Below are 18,433 nucleotides of genomic sequence, written 5' to 3' on the forward strand. Positions count from 1 at the left end.
GAGCCGGCCGCAAGCGTCCGTCTCGGCCGTCCGGTGACGATCCTCCCGCCTCCGGGCTTCGCCCTGCGCACTCCGCTTGCCATCCCCAAATAGGCCGCCCTGCAGGCGGGCGTCATTACTTGTCAGCAGGAGAGGGGCCGCGCGGCATCCCCTCTCCCACAAGGCCAAAATCAGGTCTCCCCATCCTTCCGCACTTCATGAACCGGCTGCGCCGGCGCATTCCGTTTGTGCAGGACTTGGGCAGCGGACCCGCGTGACCGCAGCCCCGCTGCCCCGCCGTTCCGGTGGGAGATGCCCCTCCTGATTTTACCCTTGTCCCTCTCCCCTTCGCTCTCGCCGCCGAGGTCTCAGGAGCAGGAGCCGAGCTCCTGCCCTTCGGTGCAGAACCGGCTTCGCGGATTGGGAAAAAGGAGAAAACCCAAATGACAGTTTATGCGCACACCGCCAGATTCGATCATGGCCGCGCCCTCAGCGAAGACGAGCTGCGGCGCTTGGCCCCTTCGATCTTCGCAACGTCAGCCCACGAAAGCCGCTCAGACCGCTTTCAGCCGATCCCGACCATCGACATCCTGCGGGGACTGATGGAAGAGGGTTTCATGCCGGTTGGAGCCAAACAGGCGAGAACTCGCGACGAAACCAAATCCGACTTCACCAAGCATCTGATCAGGCTTCGCCGTCTGGACGATGACCGCAAATACAGCGTCGGCGATACGGTTTGCGAAATCCTGCTGAAAAACGCCAATGACGGCACATCCGCCTATGACCTGATGGCCGGATTGTTCCGCGTCTGCTGCCTCAATTCGCTGGTCTCCCAGACATCGACCCTCGACAGCGTGAAGGTGCGCCACAGCGGAGACGTTGGGCAAAAGGTGATCGAGGGAACCTACCGGGTGATGAAGGAAGCCGAAAAGGCCCTGATCGCTCCGGCTGACTGGTCAATGCTCAACCTCAACACCGACGAGCGCCACGCCTTTGCCGAGGCCGCGCATGTTCTGCGGTTTGGAGACGCGGAAGGCGAAACCAACACGCCTGTGAAGCCGCAACAGCTTCTCGATCCGCGCCGCCGTGGCGATACCGGCAAAGACCTTTGGACCACGTTCAACGTCACGCAGGAAAACATGATCCGGGGCGGCATTCGAGCCGTCAGCCGTGAAGCGAATGGACGCCGCCGCCAGAGCCGCACCCGCGCCGTCAACGGCATCGATCAGGACATCAAGCTCAACAAGGCGCTTTGGGTTCTCACCGAGAAAATGGCCGAACTCAAGGGTTTCTCCGCTGCAGCCTAAGCCAGAACCGGGAGCGGGATCACTCCGCTTCCCATCCTCACCTTTCATCGAAATCAGGCCGATCACGGCAACCGGAGTTATCCAAATGACCACCAACTCTGCAGACATCATTTTCGTGCCGCTCAACAAGTTGGAAATCGACCCGCTGAACGTGCGCAAGACCTATAGCCAGAGCAGTATCGAAGAACTGGCAGGCAGCCTTGCCGCCCAAGGCATCCTGCAAAACCTTTTGGTCCGCAAAGCCAGGGGCAACGGGCGCTTTTATGTCTCCGCAGGCGGTCGCCGGTACCGCGCCGCGCTCTATCTGGCCGAGAATGACAAGTTCAACGCCGATCATCCCGTGCCAGTGAAGGTGATCAGCAAGGACGAAGCCTTGGAACTCAGCCTTGCCGAAAACGTCATGCGTGAGGCTATGAACCCGGCTGATGAGCTGGAAGCATATTCAGCTCTAGCCCAGACCGGCCAGTCTATCGCGGACATTGCCGCTAAATTTGGAACCACAGAGACCATCGTCAGAAAGCGTCTGGCACTCGGGCGGGTCGCGCCGGACTTGCTGGACCTCTATCGCAAGGAAGAGATGAGCTTCGACCAATTGTCTGCCTTCACGATCACTGACGATCACGAGGAACAGCTTCGGGTCTGGAATGCGCTGCCGACCTATGGCCGCTATGCCAGCGCCATCAAGGAAGCCTTGGCCGGAGCAGGCCTCAGGGGAACCGCCAAGCGGCTGCGGTTCATCGGCGGACTGGAAGCCTATGAGGCTGCAGGCGGTGCCGTCAAACGCGATCTCTTTGATGACCGCAGTGGCGGCTATGCCATGGATATCGCATTGGTCGAAAAACTGGTTGCCAACAAACTGGACGCAGACGCCGAGGCGATCAGGGCCGAGGGGTGGAAATGGGTCGAAATCGTTCCGGAAATCGACTGGCAGGCCCTGCAGGATTATGACCGGCGCTATCCCGAGCACGGGGAGTTGACCGAGGAACAGGCCGAGGAACTGGAAACGCTGGAACAGCGGTATCACGAGTTGGAGCTTTGCGACGAAACGGAAGAAGCCGAAACCGAGCTGAACGACCTCGGCGAAAAAATCACCGCGCTTGAATTGATCGTGGAGCGGGAAACCTACGCTCCGGAGGACATCGAGACTGCCGGTGTGCTTATCTGCCTGAACCACAATGGAATGCTGCGCATCGAGCGCGGCTTGATCAAACCGGAAGATTGTCAGGTTGAGGATGCAGGCGCGGGGGAACCCGGTAAGGGCAGCGAAGAAGAAGGTCCAGCAGGGCAGGGGACACCCGTTCTCAAACACTCCGCTATCCTGATGGAGGACCTGACCGCCCAGAAGACCGCAGCACTGCGTCTTGAACTGGCGAACAATCCGGATGTGGCCCTTGCCAGCGTGGTTCATGCTCTCCTGCTGCGCCTTGTCTATACCGGTTACAGTGCCCATGAGCAGTCCGCCTTGGAATTGTCGATCACGCACACCGATCTGGCAGGCTCGATGAAGCAGCCGGATCAATGCGCCGCCCTTGAAGAACTGGAAAACCTGTCGGAGCAGCATGGAAGCCACATTCCGGGCAACCCGGCCGATCTTTGGGATTGGTGTATCGACCAGACCCGCGATCAGCTTTTGAACCTGCTGGCATGGGCGGCTTCGCATTCCGTCAATGCGGTGGAGGGCAAGTTTACGCGGGAAAAGGTGGTCGTCCATTCAAACCAGATCGGCGCAGCCGTTGGCATCGACATGCGGAATTATTTCAAGCCGACGGCCGAGAACTATTTCTCGCACCTGCAACGTAGCAGCATTCAAGCTGCGGTAGCAGAGGCTTGCGGCGATGACTTTGCCGATGGTGTAGCCAACATGAAGAAAGCAGAGGGAGTAGCGTTCGCCCAAAAGGCCCTAAAAGATAAGGATTGGTTGCCTGAACCGATCCGTTGCGGCAATCCCACAGCGCCGCAGCACGATGACACTGCCTATCGGTTCCCCGAGGCGGCTGAGTAATCAGCCGTCGCCGGTCGTGGGCTTCTCCCCCGCGACCGGCTTCCGTTTATGTCTATTTACGTTGCGTTAAGGCCGACTCGCGCATTAAGGTCATGTGGGTTTCGTCTCTCAAGAGAAACTCGTGCACAGCGTTTGCCATCTGGGTGTGGCAAACAAACACTCGGCCTGTAGGCTCTCAGCCTGCAGGCTTTTTCTTTTGCTCAGGGTGTTTCTTCGGTTCCCCATGTGTGTGCGGCCCGGCCGTTTTCCTGGCGCATCGAACGCCCGCAAAACGGATCGAAGGGCGCCCCCTCCGGCCCCGCCCCTCGGAACTCCCCTCCCGTCCGGTAGGCGGCTTTATGGACGTGTCACGGTTTTCACGCGGTGGTCTGGATATAGTCGGCAGAATTGCTCCCGCGCCTCTTTGGAGAGACGCGGGAGCTTCATTGCAGTTCGGTGCGGCCTCAAGAACTGCGATGAAAGACAACGTTTTAAGACCGTAGATTGTTCACTTTATGAATGGCCGTCCATCTGAACGGCTGTTGCAATTCATAATCGAATAGATTGTGTTATATGAAAAATTCAACCAGCTTGTGACGGTGCGAGGTGGTCCGTTTGTTCAGAAAGGTCTATTTGATGAGATCGATTTTTTTGCTTGCTGGTTTTGGTGCTTTTGTTGCTGCCACGTCGCTTTCAGTGCAGGCGCAAGCCCAGGATTATGACATGGATTGCAAGGTCATCCTGTGTCTAGCCGGCGGTTTCCCTGCGACGTGCGGCGATGCGAAATCCTACATGTTCAATCGCCTCAAGAAGGGCAAGAGCCCGTTCGGTATCTGCAGCTATGACGATGGCGGAGCGTATGAAGCTGTTAAAGCGGACGCCCGTTTTCTGCACGGCAGAGAGAGCTACCTTTGCGGGCCTGGAAAGCAGCTCTTCTACGAGAGGGACAGTGACAGTCACCGCAATGAGGTCTTTTGTTATTCAAGCTCGCGGAGGATCCGTCAGGGTGACGAGTACGTGACGATCTACGAGGGCAAGGGTTCTGCGACTTTCGTCAATTTCATGACGCAGGTCACTGTTGAACCTGGTTCGGCTGAAGCGTTTACGTCGCCGCGGTACTATGTGAACACCGGGAACGGCACGGTCATCGAACGATAATGCGGCTTTCCCGCCTGTCCGTCCTGCTTTTGCTGGCAGGTATCAGCATCGGACCTGTGCCGCTTCGGGCACAGGATTCCGTCTGCTATTTGCCGGAACGGCCAATTGATTATCGTTTGGTCAAAAGCGACCCTCTTTACGAATTTGCCCGTCAAGAATTCCAGGACTACCTGGAAGAGATGGAAACCTATATGCGCTGCCTGGAGCAGGAGCGGGCAAACGCGTTTCTTCAATTGAAAGAGGACTATGAGGAATTCCAGCGCATTTACGGCGCCGATGCCGTCTTCCGGTCGCCTGTTCCCGACTACTCAAAACCGCAATAAATGAGGGTTTCTGCTGGTTTTTGCAGGCTCAAGACTAGGTTTTGAATTCATTTTATGCTATAAAAACAATCATATAGTTCGATTTTGGATAGGGTCTTTCATGCTCGAATTTGTGCGCCATAAAGAGCAGAAGTTGTCGGTTGACTGGAACGACCGGACGCGAACCGCGCTGGACATTATCCAGGGCCTGGCGGCGGAGCATGGCGTGACGCCAGCCGTGACCAAGCTGGACGAATTCTGCGATGACATGGCCCGGCTTGCGGGTGACGATGTCAAATTGGATCCGGTCGAGCAAACGATCGCCAATATTGGCAAGCTGCGCCTCTATGACGGCAAAGACTTGACGCGGCTTCATGCGCGGTATCTGAGCGAGACGGCTTCCAAATAAATGGCGTTTGATCCGTTCGGCGATCATGCCGAAAAAGGCTATCTGCGCAATTTCGCCGGAGCTTCAGATCCTGATGTCGTCAAACGGCTGGAACATCGTTCTGTCGTCTCGAATATAGAAGAGGCGCTTGCCAACCTTCAAACCGGTAAGCCGCTCACCTATCGGGACGTTCTCAAGACCCACGAGACGCTGTTCAAGGATATTTATCCCTGGGCAGGCAAGGACCGATTTAATGTTGCCCGTGAAGAAGCCGAGCTGACTGGCGATGCCTCCAAGCGCAATCTTGGAGGCATTGTCACGAAAGGTCCCGTGACCTTCATGCCGTCCAGTCACACGGAGCGAGGCGTCGATTATGCGCTCATGATCGGCAATAACCCCGAAAAGATGCGATCTTCGCCAGGGGAGGTTATGGGGCATCTGGCCTATGCCCATCCGTTCCTGGATGGGAACGGGCGGACGCTTATGGCGGTGCACAGCGAGCTTGCCTCCCGGGCAGGGATCCACATCGATTGGTCCCAGACCACAAAGGCCGATTACCTCGCGGCGCTGACCAGCGAAATCAACGATCCGGGTTCATTGGACAGCTATTTGAAACCGTTCGTGCGGGAGGGAGCGCTCAGCCTCACAGACCGGCAAGAGGTGTTCTCCTCCTTACAGGGCCTCTCCAAACCGGATGACCGGCCGACCTTGACGATAATAGCCGGTCCGGAGGGCTCCGGCCGGGACGAAGCGGTCAGCGAAATCAAGTTGGAATCGGCTTCGGATTTCGTGAAAAATCCGGCCGACCAGCTCAATGCAATCAAGTCGGGCAAATCGCTGACGGTGAGCAGCGCCCTCAGTGACGATCGCACTGGCGACCTTGTCGACCAGGCCAAGGCGGCAGGATTTGAGATCCACGTGAATTTCGTTGGCAAGGAAGGACTGGGGGAGGGGATGAAACAGTCCCTGCAAGGTTTGTCGCAACTCTCCGGACAGGTGGATAGCGTTCGGTTCTTCGAGAATGAGGGATCCAAGGTGCGCGAGCTCGCGCACGTCACAGATGCCTCCCTTGTAATGAAGGAGCCGACGTCCTGGGCTGTCGATGCTGTGTTGGACGGATTATCGGCCAAGTTGGCGAAAACGGATCAGCTCTCTGAAAAGAGGCAGCATCTAGATCGGATCATCGAGGCGGCGAATGCTGGAACGGACGCGCATAAAGCGATTGCCGAACGCGCGGAAGCTTACAAACAGAAGCTTGAAGGCCTCCAGGCTCCGGAGCGCGAGCGGGCGGCTCCCAGGCGTTCGGACGACGGGTATGGGCTATGAATGAAATACTTTTTTGGATCATCATTTTCTCTTCGCCAGTCTGGACGTATATGCTGTTCAGGATCATTCTGAAATATTGCCAAATTGCCGAGGCGCGGATGACGGACGGTTGCAATCCGATCCCCGGAGAAACGCAAGAACAAGCGAAGCCGGCCGAGCAAAGCAATGGCAGGCCTGTCCGCTAGCCAGGCGAAACAGATGGCGGAGAGGGCAGTGGGCCGGCCAGGCCCGTTCCTCTGATCAAATCCGAATATGCCGAGGATGGACACTACGGCCTTGAGCTTGTCCGCAACCTTGTGCGTAAAGAATTTCCCTGCCGGTTCCCGGCTTCCTCGCGACCCAAATTCTTCCCGCCCTGCGGTCCTGCACTGGCGTTGCGGTCCCTTCGGGATGCGGCCTGCGCTTTTTGCGGCCGTTCTTTTTGTCCATCGGCAATTCGAACAAGAGGAACGGAACATGACCGACACCCTGACCAACTACATCCAGTTCGCCGGCGACAAGCTGACAGGCAACATTGCCACCCTGGCCTTCGACGTCGATGTTACCGGCGAAGCCCTGCACAGCGGCAACGACAAAGCCCCGAAGTTCCGGCTCTTTGCCAAGAGCCCTGCAGGCCGGCGCATCGATATCGGCGGCATCTGGGAGCGCACCAACGCCAATGGCGATCCGTACTTTTCGCTGACCATTAACACCGGCCATTCCAAGTTCTACGCGAACCTCGGCCGGTATCCCGATCAGGACGACGACATGCTTCAGGCCGTCATCCCGAACGACTTTCTCAACAGCGATCGCCGGGGTTAATCCCCCGGCCTTCGGGCCGTTGGATGGCGGCGCCTTTATCCGGGCTTCGCCCTGCATGTGGCGTCTGCCATACCAGTCGCGAATTGCATTTATCCGCGGCTCGGATTGCAAACGTCCCAATCCCTCGCTCGAGTTATTTGCGAAGTAACCTCAAACATCCGGCCACGATCACTTTCCGTGCAACTGTCCGAATGACGTGGTTGGGGCCGGGAGGGATCTGGCGGGTTACGCCCGAAAGGTCAAAGAAGTGGACGTTCACGCAGAACAAGTTCTCGGTAGGTTTCGGCCCAAGCCGGTCATTCACTCGCTGATACGTTGCGGTGATGCAGTCCGCCGAAGCTGTCATTCATTGCATTTGCGAAGACGTGTGGCCGCCAGATGCCGGCAACGTGGGCAAAGCGAGAATTCACTGTGGGCGTGCCGATGGCAGTTTTAGATGATGAGAGAAACGCTAGTCTCGATCCACTAACTCCTCCCGGTTTTCCTCTTGAAATAAATCGGTACGATAGCCGAAAAGTGCGAAGTAAGCGGTACGTAGGGAGGCGGTGCCAATGCCTGAGATTATCTTCTACACGAATCCCATGTCACGTGGACGTATCGTGCGTTGGATGCTTGAAGAATTGGGACAGCCATATGAGACGCGGGTGCTAGATTACGGCCCATCTATGAAATCGCCAGACTATCTGGAGATCAATCCCATGGGCAAAGTGCCGGCTGTGCAACATGGAAAGGCCGTAGTAACTGAAGCTGCCGCTTGCTGTGCCTACCTTGCTGCTGCCTTCCCTGAGGCCGGTCTCGCTCCGGCACCGGGCACCCCTGAGAGCGCGGCCTACTTGCGTTGGATGTTCTTCGCAGCAGGCCCCGGCGAGGCAGCGATCACTAATTCCTATTTCAATTTTGAATTGCCCGATGACCCACAGGCGCGCGGGCGCTCCGGGTATGGCTCGCTGGAAGCGGTCGCAGACGCGCTCGCAACAATGCTGTCGGATGGGCGGGATTTTGTCACCGGAGAGGTATTCAGCGCCGCTGATATTTATGTTGGCTCACAAATTCTCTGGGGAAAGATGCTTGGCACTTTGCCTGACAGACCAGGATTTGCAAAGTATGCTGAACGCCTGACAGCGCGCCCAGCAGCGGCACGCGCGCGGGAAATCGACGACGCGCTGATGACGGCAGCAAAATAACATAGCCGAATTGTAGAGCGGAGCGGAAAGCAACCTCCAAACCCTATGGTGCGATCCGTCGAAACAGACATAAGTTTACTCCGCAGCATCAGTCAATTTGGGCTCCAAGCGGACTTGCCGCGGTACAGCAGCCCGATTCTGACCATCGCTGGTGCCTGGTCGTCACAAACGGCCCAAACCAGTCATTTGACTGCTGGTGTGGCACTGCGATGCAATCCGTCAAAGCAGCCATTCTTTGCACCTGCGAAGGCAGCTAGCAACCAGATACCGGCACGACTGACTAAGTGATGTTGACAGGAGTCGCGTAGACGTTGCCTAGTTAGAGGCCGAGTTCTTCCGCTCTGACGGTGACGTCCGATACGCCAGAGGCAAATCCATTGACGACAATAACTATATTAGGATGCGGCGCCACATATGGCGTTCCCTTGGCCGGGGGTGTCTGGGGCCTGTGTGATCCGGCCAACCCCAAGAACGGAAGAACACGGCCATCGGTTCTGGTTACTCAGAATGAGCAATCCCTGATGATCGACATCGGGCCGGATTTTCGGCTTCAAACGTCCAGGGCGAATGTAATCCCCGACACCATTGTGATCACCCACGGCCATTGGGACCATATCGCAGGGATCGGAGAGCTTCCTTACTATATGGAGGAAGTCCTTAAGCGCGACTTGAATGTTTATACCGATGAAACTTGTATGGCCTTCATTCGTGGCATGTTTCCCTATTTGTTTTTTGAAGAAAAAACAGAAGGTTCCACCAGCATTGTCGGTTTTGGGGAAAGCAATCAATATCAGATTTTTTGGCATCGCATTCGCGCCTACGAAGCCGTCGAAGCGAATGACATGAAAATACTCCCGTTTTCGCAGCATCATGGTGGATCGGACAGCCTGGGAATAAGAATTGCTGACTTTGTCTATAGTCCGGACGTGAAGTCTTTTCCGGTTCAGAGCTGGGATTGTTTGGCGGATATCGACACCTGGATTCTGGATTGCGACTATTGGGAGCCATCGGAGTCGCATGGCGATCCCGAAACAGTCCTGAAGCTTGTCGATCAGTTCAAGCCAAGGCAGGTTTTTCTCACCCACATGGATGAGAAGATGGACTATTCAGTCCTGAAATCCTGGTTTGTCGATCGCGGATACGCTCATGTCGTGCCGGCCTATGATGGCCTAATGATCGAACCGAGTAGCACTTGATCGAGCAGCGCTTCATAAAGATGTTTCGGCTAGAAGCCGCCATGCGACGGCGCGGCAGGGCTGCGGTATCCCATCGACTCGCTAGCGTCGCTTCCGGCCCTGAGCTGCCGTTCACCTGCTGATATGGTGCAGAGATGCGCCCGCCAAAGCCGCCGTTCGTTGCATCTGCGAAGTCGATTGTCCGCCAGATGCCGGCTGTGCGGGACGAAGTGAGCTTCCGCTGCATTCATATCTGTGACCGGTTTTCCACGGTTGCTATGAATTCAAGGGGTCATTGCCATAGCGGTTCGGCCCCTTGGTTCCGCGCAAGCATCCGCCATCAACAAACCACCAAATAGATCCAACGATGGGGATCAACAGAAGCAGTAGCCACCACGCCGACTTGTCCCGATCATGCAATCGCTTCACGGCTACGGCAAGCGACGGCCAGACCATGGCCACCAAAACCACGGCGAACACGGATTTTAGGATCGGTTCAGCCTCAGGCATGGCGTTTGCCAGCATCCCGACCAACAGGATGAAACCCGAAAATGGCAAGACAAATCGCAGCCAATAATCTGAGCGTGGTGTGCGCCCGCCAAACGACAGCAGGAAAGTTCTCCAATTGAAGGAATTCACGATATTTCTCCTTACTGAAATTCCAAGGGATCGAATTCGCCACATTGCGGCACACCATTAATTTTCGGCCTTTCGGACAAACAATGACACGCGTTGCGGAACCAAGAGACCGTGCTGACTGCGCGAATAGATTGTTACCGCCGTCCATAAACCCTGGGTCAAACCAACAGCAGGCTGACCGTTCCATTCTGTGCGAAAAATGCGCTCGGACAGGACCCCGCCAAGAACTGAATTACTTGCCAAATCCTCTGGAGCGAGACTTGTGCCGAGCACCATTGAATACCCGAGGCTGGCCAGGGTCTCCGGTTCAAAGAGCCGCATTGTCAGAAGTGTGCCTTCATGCTGACTGAACGCAGCCATAGCCTTTGAATTCAAGTCGCCGAGGTTGATATCCCTGACGGGATCGCCGAGTTTGTCGATTTCCAGGTAGGTCAGGTCGGACACGGCATCATCCACCTGCGCCGTCACTGCAGTCCAGTTTTGACCGTAGATTTCCAACATCGCGTCCGAACTGCCCAGGTTCACCAGTGCTGCGACGATATCGGCAGGCGCATCCGGCAAGTCATTTACCGCTTGCATGACCCATTGATCTGCCTTTTTCTCCAGATCACGAAACGCTGGCGTTTCGGCAAAAACACCACTGGATAGGAAGAAAACACTTGCGATTGCAGTTGAGCAAAAATACTTCATGAAAACAGAACCTTGAGATTCAAACTAGGACCACCGCCCACCCACATAGATTGCACCGTCGCCTCATGTAAACATTTGCAGGACCCAAAATTCCTATGTTGAAAAGATTTTCGCCCGGACTGTTCCAACGGACAGACCGAAAAGCCCTTCCCCAATTCGGCCAAAAGATCGCAGGTTTGCTGACGTCAGCCGCTTTGATTGCTGAATCACTTTGCTTTGCTCCGACATTGGCAATTGCTCAAAGCAAACCGAAATGCACGGAAATCACTGAACCGAGCGGGCATCTGTTATGGATTGCCAAGAACACGGGCTGGTTTGTGAATGTGGCCAACCCACCCAAGAACTCCTTGTCCTTGTGGTTTCGCCAATCCTCAACAAGCCGGGATGAGCCAAACCAGATTGTAAGCGGGCTTTTTTCCTATCCGTCCCTGACCCCGGCGGAAGCCGAAGCCGCCGGGGTGGGTAAAGACGTCATCATCAGTTTCGAGTTTGATGGAGAAAAGCCGGTAGAGTTTGAGACCATGCTCAAACCCAAATCTCATAAAGGCAAAGCGTATTTCTATATGCCATATCCCTTGAATGCCGAGGATCATGCCAGGTTGTTCAATGCGGCACGGAAATACCATGTCGTGGATATCCAGATCAGTGATCACGCCACCGGCCAGACTTTGCGACATACGGTACAGTCCTTGGACGGATTTACGGCGACGGTGGCCAAAGCCCAAAAGGAATATGCGCATCTTTCTCGATCTGAGCCGCCAGGAACCTGTCGACGCTTCTGACAAATAATTGCAGTCACATTTCGGGAGGTCAGCTTTCGATGGCTTTCAGTTAGGTCCAATCAAGCGCAGGAATCGACACTCCGGGCTCAAAGCGGCCATAGGGCAGCGCGGCAGGCTTGCCGTATCTAAACCGACTTCACTGGCGTCGCTTCCGGCCCAGAGCGGTCATTCACCCACTGATAGGGTCCTGCTATACAGCCCGCCAAAGCCGCCATTCGTTGCGATTGCGAAGTCCTTTGCCGTAAGGAGGCGGCAATGCGGGACGAAGCGGACATCAGGCCGACCGCCCGTTTCGACCCTATTGCGGTTTATCAAGGTCAGTTCGCAATGCCCCACGCGCGGCGACCTCGTCGTCTAGAAATGCGGAGAGCGGCCTTGCGATGGCAGCCTTAGCCTATGCCTATTCCCCGGTTTGAGGCTGATCGACCGAAAAGTCATAATGTCCTTCGGCGATCTTCCGTTGGGCTTCTTTGAAAGCCGATTCCGGCGGTGTGATGCTGCTGCTTCGCGCGACATCCATCCGATCCATCAATTCGGCCAAGGCGTCTTCCGCCGCCTGCAGATCGCCCAAAGCGGTGATGGTCGCGGTTCGGCGGAAGCGATCCTGTAATGCCTTGAATTCGGCCGCAAGGCGCGAAATTTCATCGACACTGGTTTCGAACTTCAATGCATCCGCCAAGGCCGGGAACAAGCTGGCGAGAATGGCCAGTACTGCCATTACCCATTCCAAACCCCATTCCTGCAAGATCGAAAGCCCGGCAAAGCCGCCGATGACGATAGGCGCAGCAACGAAGAATTGCTTTTGCCGACGTACGCGCCGAAGCCAAACATAGAGGGTGGTGGACGTGTAGAGGCAGGATTCCTCCTGCCGTCGACATTCCGCGATGATCGCCCTGCGGCGGTCGTCTATTGGACGTGGATCGGGATCCGATCCCCGAATATCTTCTGCCATTCTTGACCCGCCGAGATTGTGTAATCGTTGTACTCATCCGCGCACGCCCGCAGAGCGCGATCGCGGGCGGTTTGCGCCCTCGACAACCACGCTTCGCCCAGATTTATGGATTCGAAGGTGCCTGGGATGATCAAGTTCGCCCAAGCCTTGTTGCATAGCCAGGCGAAGAAATCGCGCATAAACCAATCATACCAATAATAGTCGTATTGCCGGTTCTCGTAGGTCGACATGAACTCGGCCGCGAGCAATTCGATCTGGTAGGATTTTAGCGGCACGTTGCAATGCCGCTTCCATGCTTTGAGCATCTGCGCCATCGGCCGCACGTTGCCGCTTGCATTGCGATCGGCGGTATCGATGAAGGCAATCTCGGCTTGGGGGTCCACCAGCTTCCATCGGCCGCCATCGTTGGTATCAGGCATATAGAAACGGCCGTAGTCATCATATCGGAACGCCGGCACTACCTCTACGGTGATCGAATTGAAGCCGACGATAACCACTTGGCCGTCGCCACGCATATTGGTTTGCGAATAGGTTTCGAGAAGATGTGCGCGAACCTCTTGCAGCAACGCTGATTGCTTGTTGCCCTGATAGGCTTCGATGCGGTGATAAACTTCCGTTGGTAATTCGAAGAATATGTCGATGTCGCTAGGCGGCGCGACGACCGTTCCCTTGCCCCATGATCCAACGATGAACCCGCACGGGCTTTCGGTGGATTCGTCGTAATAAGCCCGGTGAAGCGATTGCCGCACGCCGTGCTGTTTGCCCAAGCCATCATCGATCTGATCCTTCGATAAGTTCAGATCTTCATGAAAGCGGCGGAACCGCTGCCTTACCCCTGCCCACATACGAATCGTCCTTTGCTTGGGGAAGTATAGGGGCTGCACGCTTTACTTGCACTCGAAGGCGGCGGCATTCCACCTTAACTTGCTGAGAAGGTGGAGAATCGAGAGGCCTACTCGGCGCACTTGGTTCAGAACCAGCGGTGAAATCCGTGCTTCTTAAAGGCTCCTCGCTTCGACCATTTGAGCACGAATTGTATCAACGACCGCTTACTTGAATATGACTCTAGAAGCTGTCGATCCGCTTCCCACCCCCATTCCTGCCATTCCGATTGATCTGAGAGGGGCCGCAATGGGCTCGAAGCAGCCATGCGGCGCCGCGGCAGGCCTGCCGTATCCGAACGACTTCGCTGACGTCGCTTCTAGCCCAATCCTGCCACTCGCCTTTGGTGCGCGACGCTACAGTAGCAACCCGTTTAGCGGACGTTCATGGCATTTGACGAGTCCAGCGGAGGGTCAGGTTCGGTAGTGAGAACTTTCTCCGGCATAGGTTCTGCTCGCGATGGGAATTCAATGCTCCAACTTCGCGATCGTCGGTGTGCGGCGGTGCCGAGAGTAAACAGAATTACCAATACTGTTAATGGCTGCAAACAAAGAACTCCCGTCTCCCGCTACGAGCGGCGGTTCAGCGACCGGAGTTGATGATCACCACCCTGAGGGGCGATCCAGTTGGGGAGGCGAAGACGCTATGTGCGGCTTCAGCGGCCACGTCAACGCAGCCGCTTCTTCATACGCTCAATCTGATCGGGCGAGCCCTCGAAGGTGTATCCATCGCGGGTCTTCTTCATCCGCACGCCGGGACCGGCAGCCTTTTTCAGGTTGTCTTCGAGCTGCTTCTCCATGCTGCGCGTCAGCTCTCGCTGAAGCTGCGATGCGGACGTGATCTTGCGGCCATTGAACCGCATTTCGATGCCAGCCATTGGCTTTTCCTTTCGTGTCAGCCCTTCGGAGGGAAGGGATCGTTGCCGTAGGTGTTACGCTCGCGGATGCGACCGTTCTCGCCGTGGATCAGCATCTCGCTGCCCTGGCGAATAGCGGATTCCCGCGCGGCCGCGATGGCCTCGCGCTGTGTGCCATGGACGGAAGACGCGCGCTCGTTGCCCGCCCCTTTCACTGCCCAACCGTTCTCATGCGGCACAACATGCTGATTTTTCTTAGACATTTCAAACCTCATATGTCGATTTCGGTTGACGATTCGCCAACCTTATGTTTATATGTATAGTAAATAATGGCGCTTATCAACCAAACAGTAATCGCCGGGAGAGGACCATGTTCGGACAAAGACTGCGACTTGCCCGCAAGCGGGCGGGTCTATCCATGCAAGCGCTCGCGGAGCGCGTAACCCCAAGCGTGTCAGCGCAGGCCATCAGCAAATACGAGGCGGACAAGATGATGCCGTCCTCATCGGTGCTGGTCGGCCTCGGCAAAGCGCTCGGCGTGTCGCTCGACTTCCTGCTCGGCGGACAGGTCGAGGCCCTGGAAAGCGTCGAGTGGCGGAAGAACTCGACCGCCTCGGCGCAGGATCGGGCGATGGCCGAAGCCATCGTGATCGAGAAACTCGAAGATTATCTCGCCATCGAGGACATCCTCGATCTGCACGCCGCCGAAGACCCCTTTGCCGCGCTGCGCGTGGATCAGGTCGCCGATGAGGAGGCCATCGACGCCAAGGCGCGGGAAGTGCGGCGGGAGTGGAAGCTTGGGATCGACCCGATCCCGAGTATGACCGCCCTGCTCGAAGACAAGGGGCTCAAGGTCATCGAGGCCGACCTTCCCGAACGGATCAACGGGCTGGCCTGTCATGTCGAACGGGCGGAAGGCGCGCCGACTGAAGTGATCGTCGTCTCGCGGCACACCAATGTCGAGCGCAAGCGCTTCAACCTCGCTCATGAGCTCGCGCACCGCATCATCATCGAAACCGGCAATGCCGCGCTGAAGAAGGAACCCTCCATGCACCGCTTTGCGGGGGCGTTCCTGATTCCGCGCGAACACCTCGAAGCGGAAGCGGGTAAGAACCGCCACGGCATGACCTGGATCGAGATCATGCGGCTCAAGCGCACCTATGGCGTCTCCGCCGCCGCGATGCTCGTGCGCCTCGGCCAGGTGGGCATCCTGTCGAAAAGCGCCGTGGAATATGCTTTCAAGACCTATGCGCGCGGCTGGCGGCGCGAGGAACCGCAGCCTATCGGTCCCGGCGAGGGGTTCGCGGCTTTCGAGAAGCCGCAGCGCTTCGAACGCCTCGTTTGGCGCGCTCTGGGTGAAGAGATGATTTCGCCTGTGCGGGCGGCACAGATGCTCGGCCTCCCTTTGAGCGTTATCGAGCGCGACATCAGGGGGCCGCGTGTCCAGTGACCTGTGTTGTCGTCAATGATGCCTCCTGCCTGATCGACCTGAAGAAGGGGGAGTTGCTGCATGTCCTGTTGCGGCTGCCCTATCGGTTCATCGTTCCCCTACCGATCCGCGAGGAGGAACTCCTCGACTTCACGGCGCAGGAATGGCGAATGCTCGAAGACAGCGGCCTCGTCACCTATGACCTGCCAAGTGAAGAAGTCAGTCAGGTATTTGCGCTGAAGCGCGAGCATAGCCGCCTGTCGGCCAATGACTGCTTCGCCCTTGTCACGACAACCTGCCAGGAGAACGGAATCCTCCTCACGGGTGACAATCTCTTGCGGAAGGTGGCCACGGCGCGGGCCGTGCGCGTTCATGGCGTTCTCTGGATCATTGACGAGCTGCACGCCGCCGAAGTCTGCGAGGTCGAACTTCTCATCTCTGCCCTGCAAGTCTGGCGGGCGGATGATGCGGTATTCCTGCCCCCTGCTGAGATCGACAAGCGGCTGCGCCGCTTAACAGAGTGATACAATCTGTTCACCCGCCTTGGCCTGCTCGGACGGGCGCATAAGCCCTTGTCTGTCAAAGGTCGAACATCTCCAAGGTCCGTTTTTGCGATGGTCGAAGAATCTATTGCGACCGCAGCGAATGACCGCTCTCCGCCCAACCTGTGAATTAGCCGCGCTTCCGATGAGCGTCGGCTTTAGGGATGCGGGCTCGGTTCCTAAAGAGCCTTTTCCAGCCCTTTAGGGCCGGAGCCATCTTTCAGGGGAAAGATGGCGGAGCAGTCCGGAGGCTGAACGCGCTCCCCCTCAAGCGCCGAAGAGAAGCCGTAGGATTGTGGGAAAGGCGGGCCGCTTGCGCTGGCCTATCCGCTTTTCTCATTTTTGAAGAAGGCCGCCAGGGCGGCCAGCGCGACAATGCGGCCGAACTGTCTGTTCGGCAGCATGTCGAGGGGATCGAACTGGCTCTTTGCGAGCTGGTAGGCATCCTCCGGCATTGTCCGCGTTGTCTTTAAATCACCGGGCTGGATGGGATAGTCTCGTGGCGCGGACTTGGCTTTCCCATCCAATAGCCGTCGCTCAAATTCCGGCATGGCTTTCCGCAAAATGAGGGCAAGAGCCTTCTTCGCGGAGTAAGATCGGCACAAAGTGTCGAATGTGGCTGAAACGCCTGTCGCCGGCAGCGGGACATCGACCGTGACGAGGACTCCCGGATTCTTGCCGCGCTCCGGCTTCACCGGTATTTTCGCGCGGCGTTTTTGTTTCTCCGGTCCCGTCTCAGCGACCGGAGAGGTGGCCGTTGCCAGGTCTGCGAGGTCAGGTTTCGGATCCGCGGCCGAGGACTCTGCAGCTTGTTCGACAGGGGAAGTGGCGCTTTCCTTTTTGCGGACTTCCCCTGTTTCAACAAACTCCTGATAGGAGACGGGCGATTTTCTAAGCGGCATCCGCCTTGTCCTTAACCAGAGAAAGAATGTCGCTCGTCAGAGCGTCCGCTTCTTCGATCGCGGACTGATAGTTGCGGGCAATGAGCCTGTCGTTTGGATTCTCTTCCATTTGGCGCATGGCCTGATGGAGCAGGCCTTTGAATTTCATGTCCTCGAAAGCGTTGCGGCTGTGCAGGCCCGTTGCCAGGCAGGGCAGGCCTGCAAGCAGATCACCTGTTCTCTTTTGCGCCTGGGTAAGCTTCGCCGTTGGAATTCTGGTTTTCAGAACGAATGTCGGGACCTTGATTTCGGCGGCCATCGCGACTTTGACCGCGTAGCTAAACGTTTGCAGCGTTTCGTCCGTGTCCAGGACAGTCAGCGCCGTTGGCAGAATGATCGCATCGGAATTGACCAGCACCATGTTGTTGAGTTCCGATCCGCCTCCCTGGGTATCGATCAGGGCAAAATCGCAACCTGCGTCCGAAGCCTCTTCATATGCTGTTTCAAAGTCCGCCTCGCTGTTGGCGAGGAACACGAGGCAGTTGTCATGCCAGGTGTTTTTGCTGACCGCATTCTCGCGCCACTCGGAAATCGGGTTGTTGTTGTCGGCCTCGAAGAGCGCGACCTTTTTGCCGCGCTCGATAAGACATGAGGTGACGGCCATAAGAGCGGTTGTCTTGCCAGCGCCGCCTTTGAAAGAAACGAAAGAAATGATTTTCACGGATTGAAACCTGTCGTCGGTTTGATGGGGTGGGGTTGCAGTTTTTAGCAATGCACCCTTATTCCCGCATTCCCGAATCTCCGTCAATCCGAAGTTGCAAATTTCCGGCAGCCCTCGCTTCAGAATTCCAAAATTCCAAAAGTTCAAAACTCCAAAAAAGTCAGAAAACCAGAAGGTCAAAAGTCCAGACTTCGAGAACATACGCATTCCCGAGAACCCGTACTCGCAAATCTACAAACGTCCGAATTCCAGAGCGTCCTCGGTCACAAATTTCCGCGTTTCTTCACATCCGATTTTCCGAACTTCAAAGCATCGGCAAATACGGACGCATGGCGATGTTGAATCGGAAGAGAGCAACTGAAAGTGGTTGCTCTGCATTAGGGACTTAGCGTAGGGTTCGTGGCAGGATATTGCAAATGTAACACATTTGCGCTTGCGGTGCCCAACACCCCCGCCAC

20 protein-coding genes are annotated in these 18,433 nt (G+C 56.5%); 12 read left to right on the forward strand and 8 right to left on the reverse strand.

Annotated elements, in window-relative coordinates; all coding sequences use genetic code 11:
- Positions 1–422: 422 nt before the first annotated feature.
- The 9 genes from M0H32_RS22860 to M0H32_RS22900 all read left to right on the forward strand — a co-directional run bounded on the left by M0H32_RS22860 (position 423) and on the right by M0H32_RS22900 (position 9,622).
- Entirely contained in the window at positions 423–1,286 is an 864-nt protein-coding gene (locus M0H32_RS22860; protein WP_248157935.1) for a DUF932 domain-containing protein, read from the forward strand.
- Between the two features lie 85 nt (positions 1,287–1,371).
- On the forward strand, positions 1,372–3,288 hold the full coding sequence (locus M0H32_RS22865; RefSeq protein WP_248157936.1) for a ParB/RepB/Spo0J family partition protein: 1,917 nt from the start codon (positions 1,372–1,374) through the stop codon (positions 3,286–3,288).
- A 594-nt stretch (positions 3,289–3,882) separates the two neighbouring features.
- The gene (locus M0H32_RS22870; protein ID WP_248157938.1) at positions 3,883–4,425 is read left to right on the forward strand and encodes a hypothetical protein; all 543 of its coding nucleotides are present in this window, start codon (positions 3,883–3,885) and stop codon (positions 4,423–4,425) included.
- Between the two features lie 29 nt (positions 4,426–4,454).
- Entirely contained in the window at positions 4,455–4,748 is a 294-nt protein-coding gene (locus tag M0H32_RS22875) for a hypothetical protein (RefSeq protein WP_248157940.1), read from the forward strand.
- Positions 4,749–4,848: 100 nt separating this feature from the next.
- Positions 4,849–5,136 carry a hypothetical protein gene (locus M0H32_RS22880; protein ID WP_248157942.1) on the forward strand — a complete coding sequence of 96 codons (288 nt, stop codon included), beginning with the start codon at positions 4,849–4,851 and terminating at the stop codon, positions 5,134–5,136.
- Positions 5,137–6,441, forward strand: coding sequence for a Fic/DOC family protein (locus tag M0H32_RS22885; protein ID WP_248157944.1), 1,305 nt, complete (start codon positions 5,137–5,139; stop codon positions 6,439–6,441).
- Positions 6,442–6,897: 456 nt separating this feature from the next.
- Positions 6,898–7,242: a DUF736 domain-containing protein gene (locus M0H32_RS22890; RefSeq protein WP_248157946.1), complete on the forward strand. Its 345-nt coding sequence runs from the start codon at positions 6,898–6,900 to the stop codon at positions 7,240–7,242.
- Positions 7,243–7,793: 551 nt separating this feature from the next.
- Complete coding sequence (locus M0H32_RS22895; protein WP_248157947.1) at positions 7,794–8,426, forward strand: glutathione S-transferase family protein; 633 nt, start codon at positions 7,794–7,796, stop codon at positions 8,424–8,426.
- 347 nt (positions 8,427–8,773) lie between these two features.
- Positions 8,774–9,622: an MBL fold metallo-hydrolase gene (locus M0H32_RS22900; RefSeq protein WP_345779357.1), complete on the forward strand. Its 849-nt coding sequence runs from the start codon at positions 8,774–8,776 to the stop codon at positions 9,620–9,622.
- 255 nt (positions 9,623–9,877) lie between these two features.
- Here M0H32_RS22900 and M0H32_RS22905 read toward each other — a convergent pair whose 3' ends face one another.
- The gene (locus M0H32_RS22905) at positions 9,878–10,240 is read right to left on the reverse strand and encodes a DUF805 domain-containing protein (protein ID WP_248157949.1); all 363 of its coding nucleotides are present in this window, start codon (positions 10,238–10,240) and stop codon (positions 9,878–9,880) included.
- Positions 10,241–10,297: 57 nt separating this feature from the next.
- Positions 10,298–10,930 (reverse strand): hypothetical protein, encoded by a 633-nt coding sequence (locus M0H32_RS22910; protein ID WP_248157950.1) that lies wholly within the window; start codon positions 10,928–10,930, stop codon positions 10,298–10,300.
- Positions 10,931–11,025: 95 nt separating this feature from the next.
- Here M0H32_RS22910 and M0H32_RS22915 point away from each other — a divergent pair, with 95 nt between their 5' ends.
- A complete protein-coding gene (locus tag M0H32_RS22915) occupies positions 11,026–11,712 on the forward strand; it encodes a hypothetical protein (protein ID WP_248157951.1) in 687 nt (228 codons plus the stop codon).
- A 400-nt stretch (positions 11,713–12,112) separates the two neighbouring features.
- On the opposite strand, the gene M0H32_RS22920 is transcribed toward M0H32_RS22915, so the two are convergent.
- From M0H32_RS22920 to M0H32_RS22935, 4 genes are all read right to left on the reverse strand, one after another.
- Positions 12,113–12,664, reverse strand: coding sequence for a hypothetical protein (locus M0H32_RS22920; protein WP_248157953.1), 552 nt, complete (start codon positions 12,662–12,664; stop codon positions 12,113–12,115).
- Positions 12,619–13,509 (reverse strand): SMODS domain-containing nucleotidyltransferase, encoded by an 891-nt coding sequence (locus M0H32_RS22925; protein WP_248157954.1) that lies wholly within the window; start codon positions 13,507–13,509, stop codon positions 12,619–12,621. The genes M0H32_RS22920 and M0H32_RS22925 overlap by 46 nt, the downstream gene beginning before the upstream one ends.
- Before the next feature lie 704 nt (positions 13,510–14,213).
- Complete coding sequence (locus tag M0H32_RS22930; protein ID WP_248157955.1) at positions 14,214–14,423, reverse strand: hypothetical protein; 210 nt, start codon at positions 14,421–14,423, stop codon at positions 14,214–14,216.
- A 17-nt stretch (positions 14,424–14,440) separates the two neighbouring features.
- Entirely contained in the window at positions 14,441–14,665 is a 225-nt protein-coding gene (locus tag M0H32_RS22935; RefSeq protein ID WP_116700225.1) for a DUF2188 domain-containing protein, read from the reverse strand.
- Positions 14,666–14,772: 107 nt separating this feature from the next.
- Between M0H32_RS22935 and M0H32_RS22940 the strand changes: the two genes are divergently transcribed.
- Positions 14,773–15,852: an XRE family transcriptional regulator gene (locus tag M0H32_RS22940; RefSeq protein ID WP_116700174.1), complete on the forward strand. Its 1,080-nt coding sequence runs from the start codon at positions 14,773–14,775 to the stop codon at positions 15,850–15,852.
- Entirely contained in the window at positions 15,849–16,355 is a 507-nt protein-coding gene (locus tag M0H32_RS22945) for a PIN domain-containing protein (protein ID WP_116700173.1), read from the forward strand. The genes M0H32_RS22940 and M0H32_RS22945 overlap by 4 nt, the downstream gene beginning before the upstream one ends.
- Positions 16,356–16,696: 341 nt before the next feature.
- Here the strand turns inward: M0H32_RS22945 and M0H32_RS22950 are convergent, their stop codons facing one another.
- Together M0H32_RS22950 and M0H32_RS22955 are read right to left on the reverse strand one after the other, a co-directional pair.
- On the reverse strand, positions 16,697–17,275 hold the full coding sequence (locus M0H32_RS22950) for a VirC2 family conjugal transfer protein (protein ID WP_248157956.1): 579 nt from the start codon (positions 17,273–17,275) through the stop codon (positions 16,697–16,699).
- Entirely contained in the window at positions 17,265–18,182 is a 918-nt protein-coding gene (locus M0H32_RS22955) for an AAA family ATPase (protein WP_248157957.1), read from the reverse strand. Before M0H32_RS22955 ends, M0H32_RS22950 begins: the two co-directional genes overlap by 11 nt.
- Positions 18,183–18,433 lie beyond the last annotated feature (251 nt).

Source organism: Roseibium sediminicola (genome assembly GCF_023156505.1).
Taxonomy (GTDB): Bacteria; Pseudomonadota; Alphaproteobacteria; order Rhizobiales; family Stappiaceae; genus Roseibium; species Roseibium sediminicola.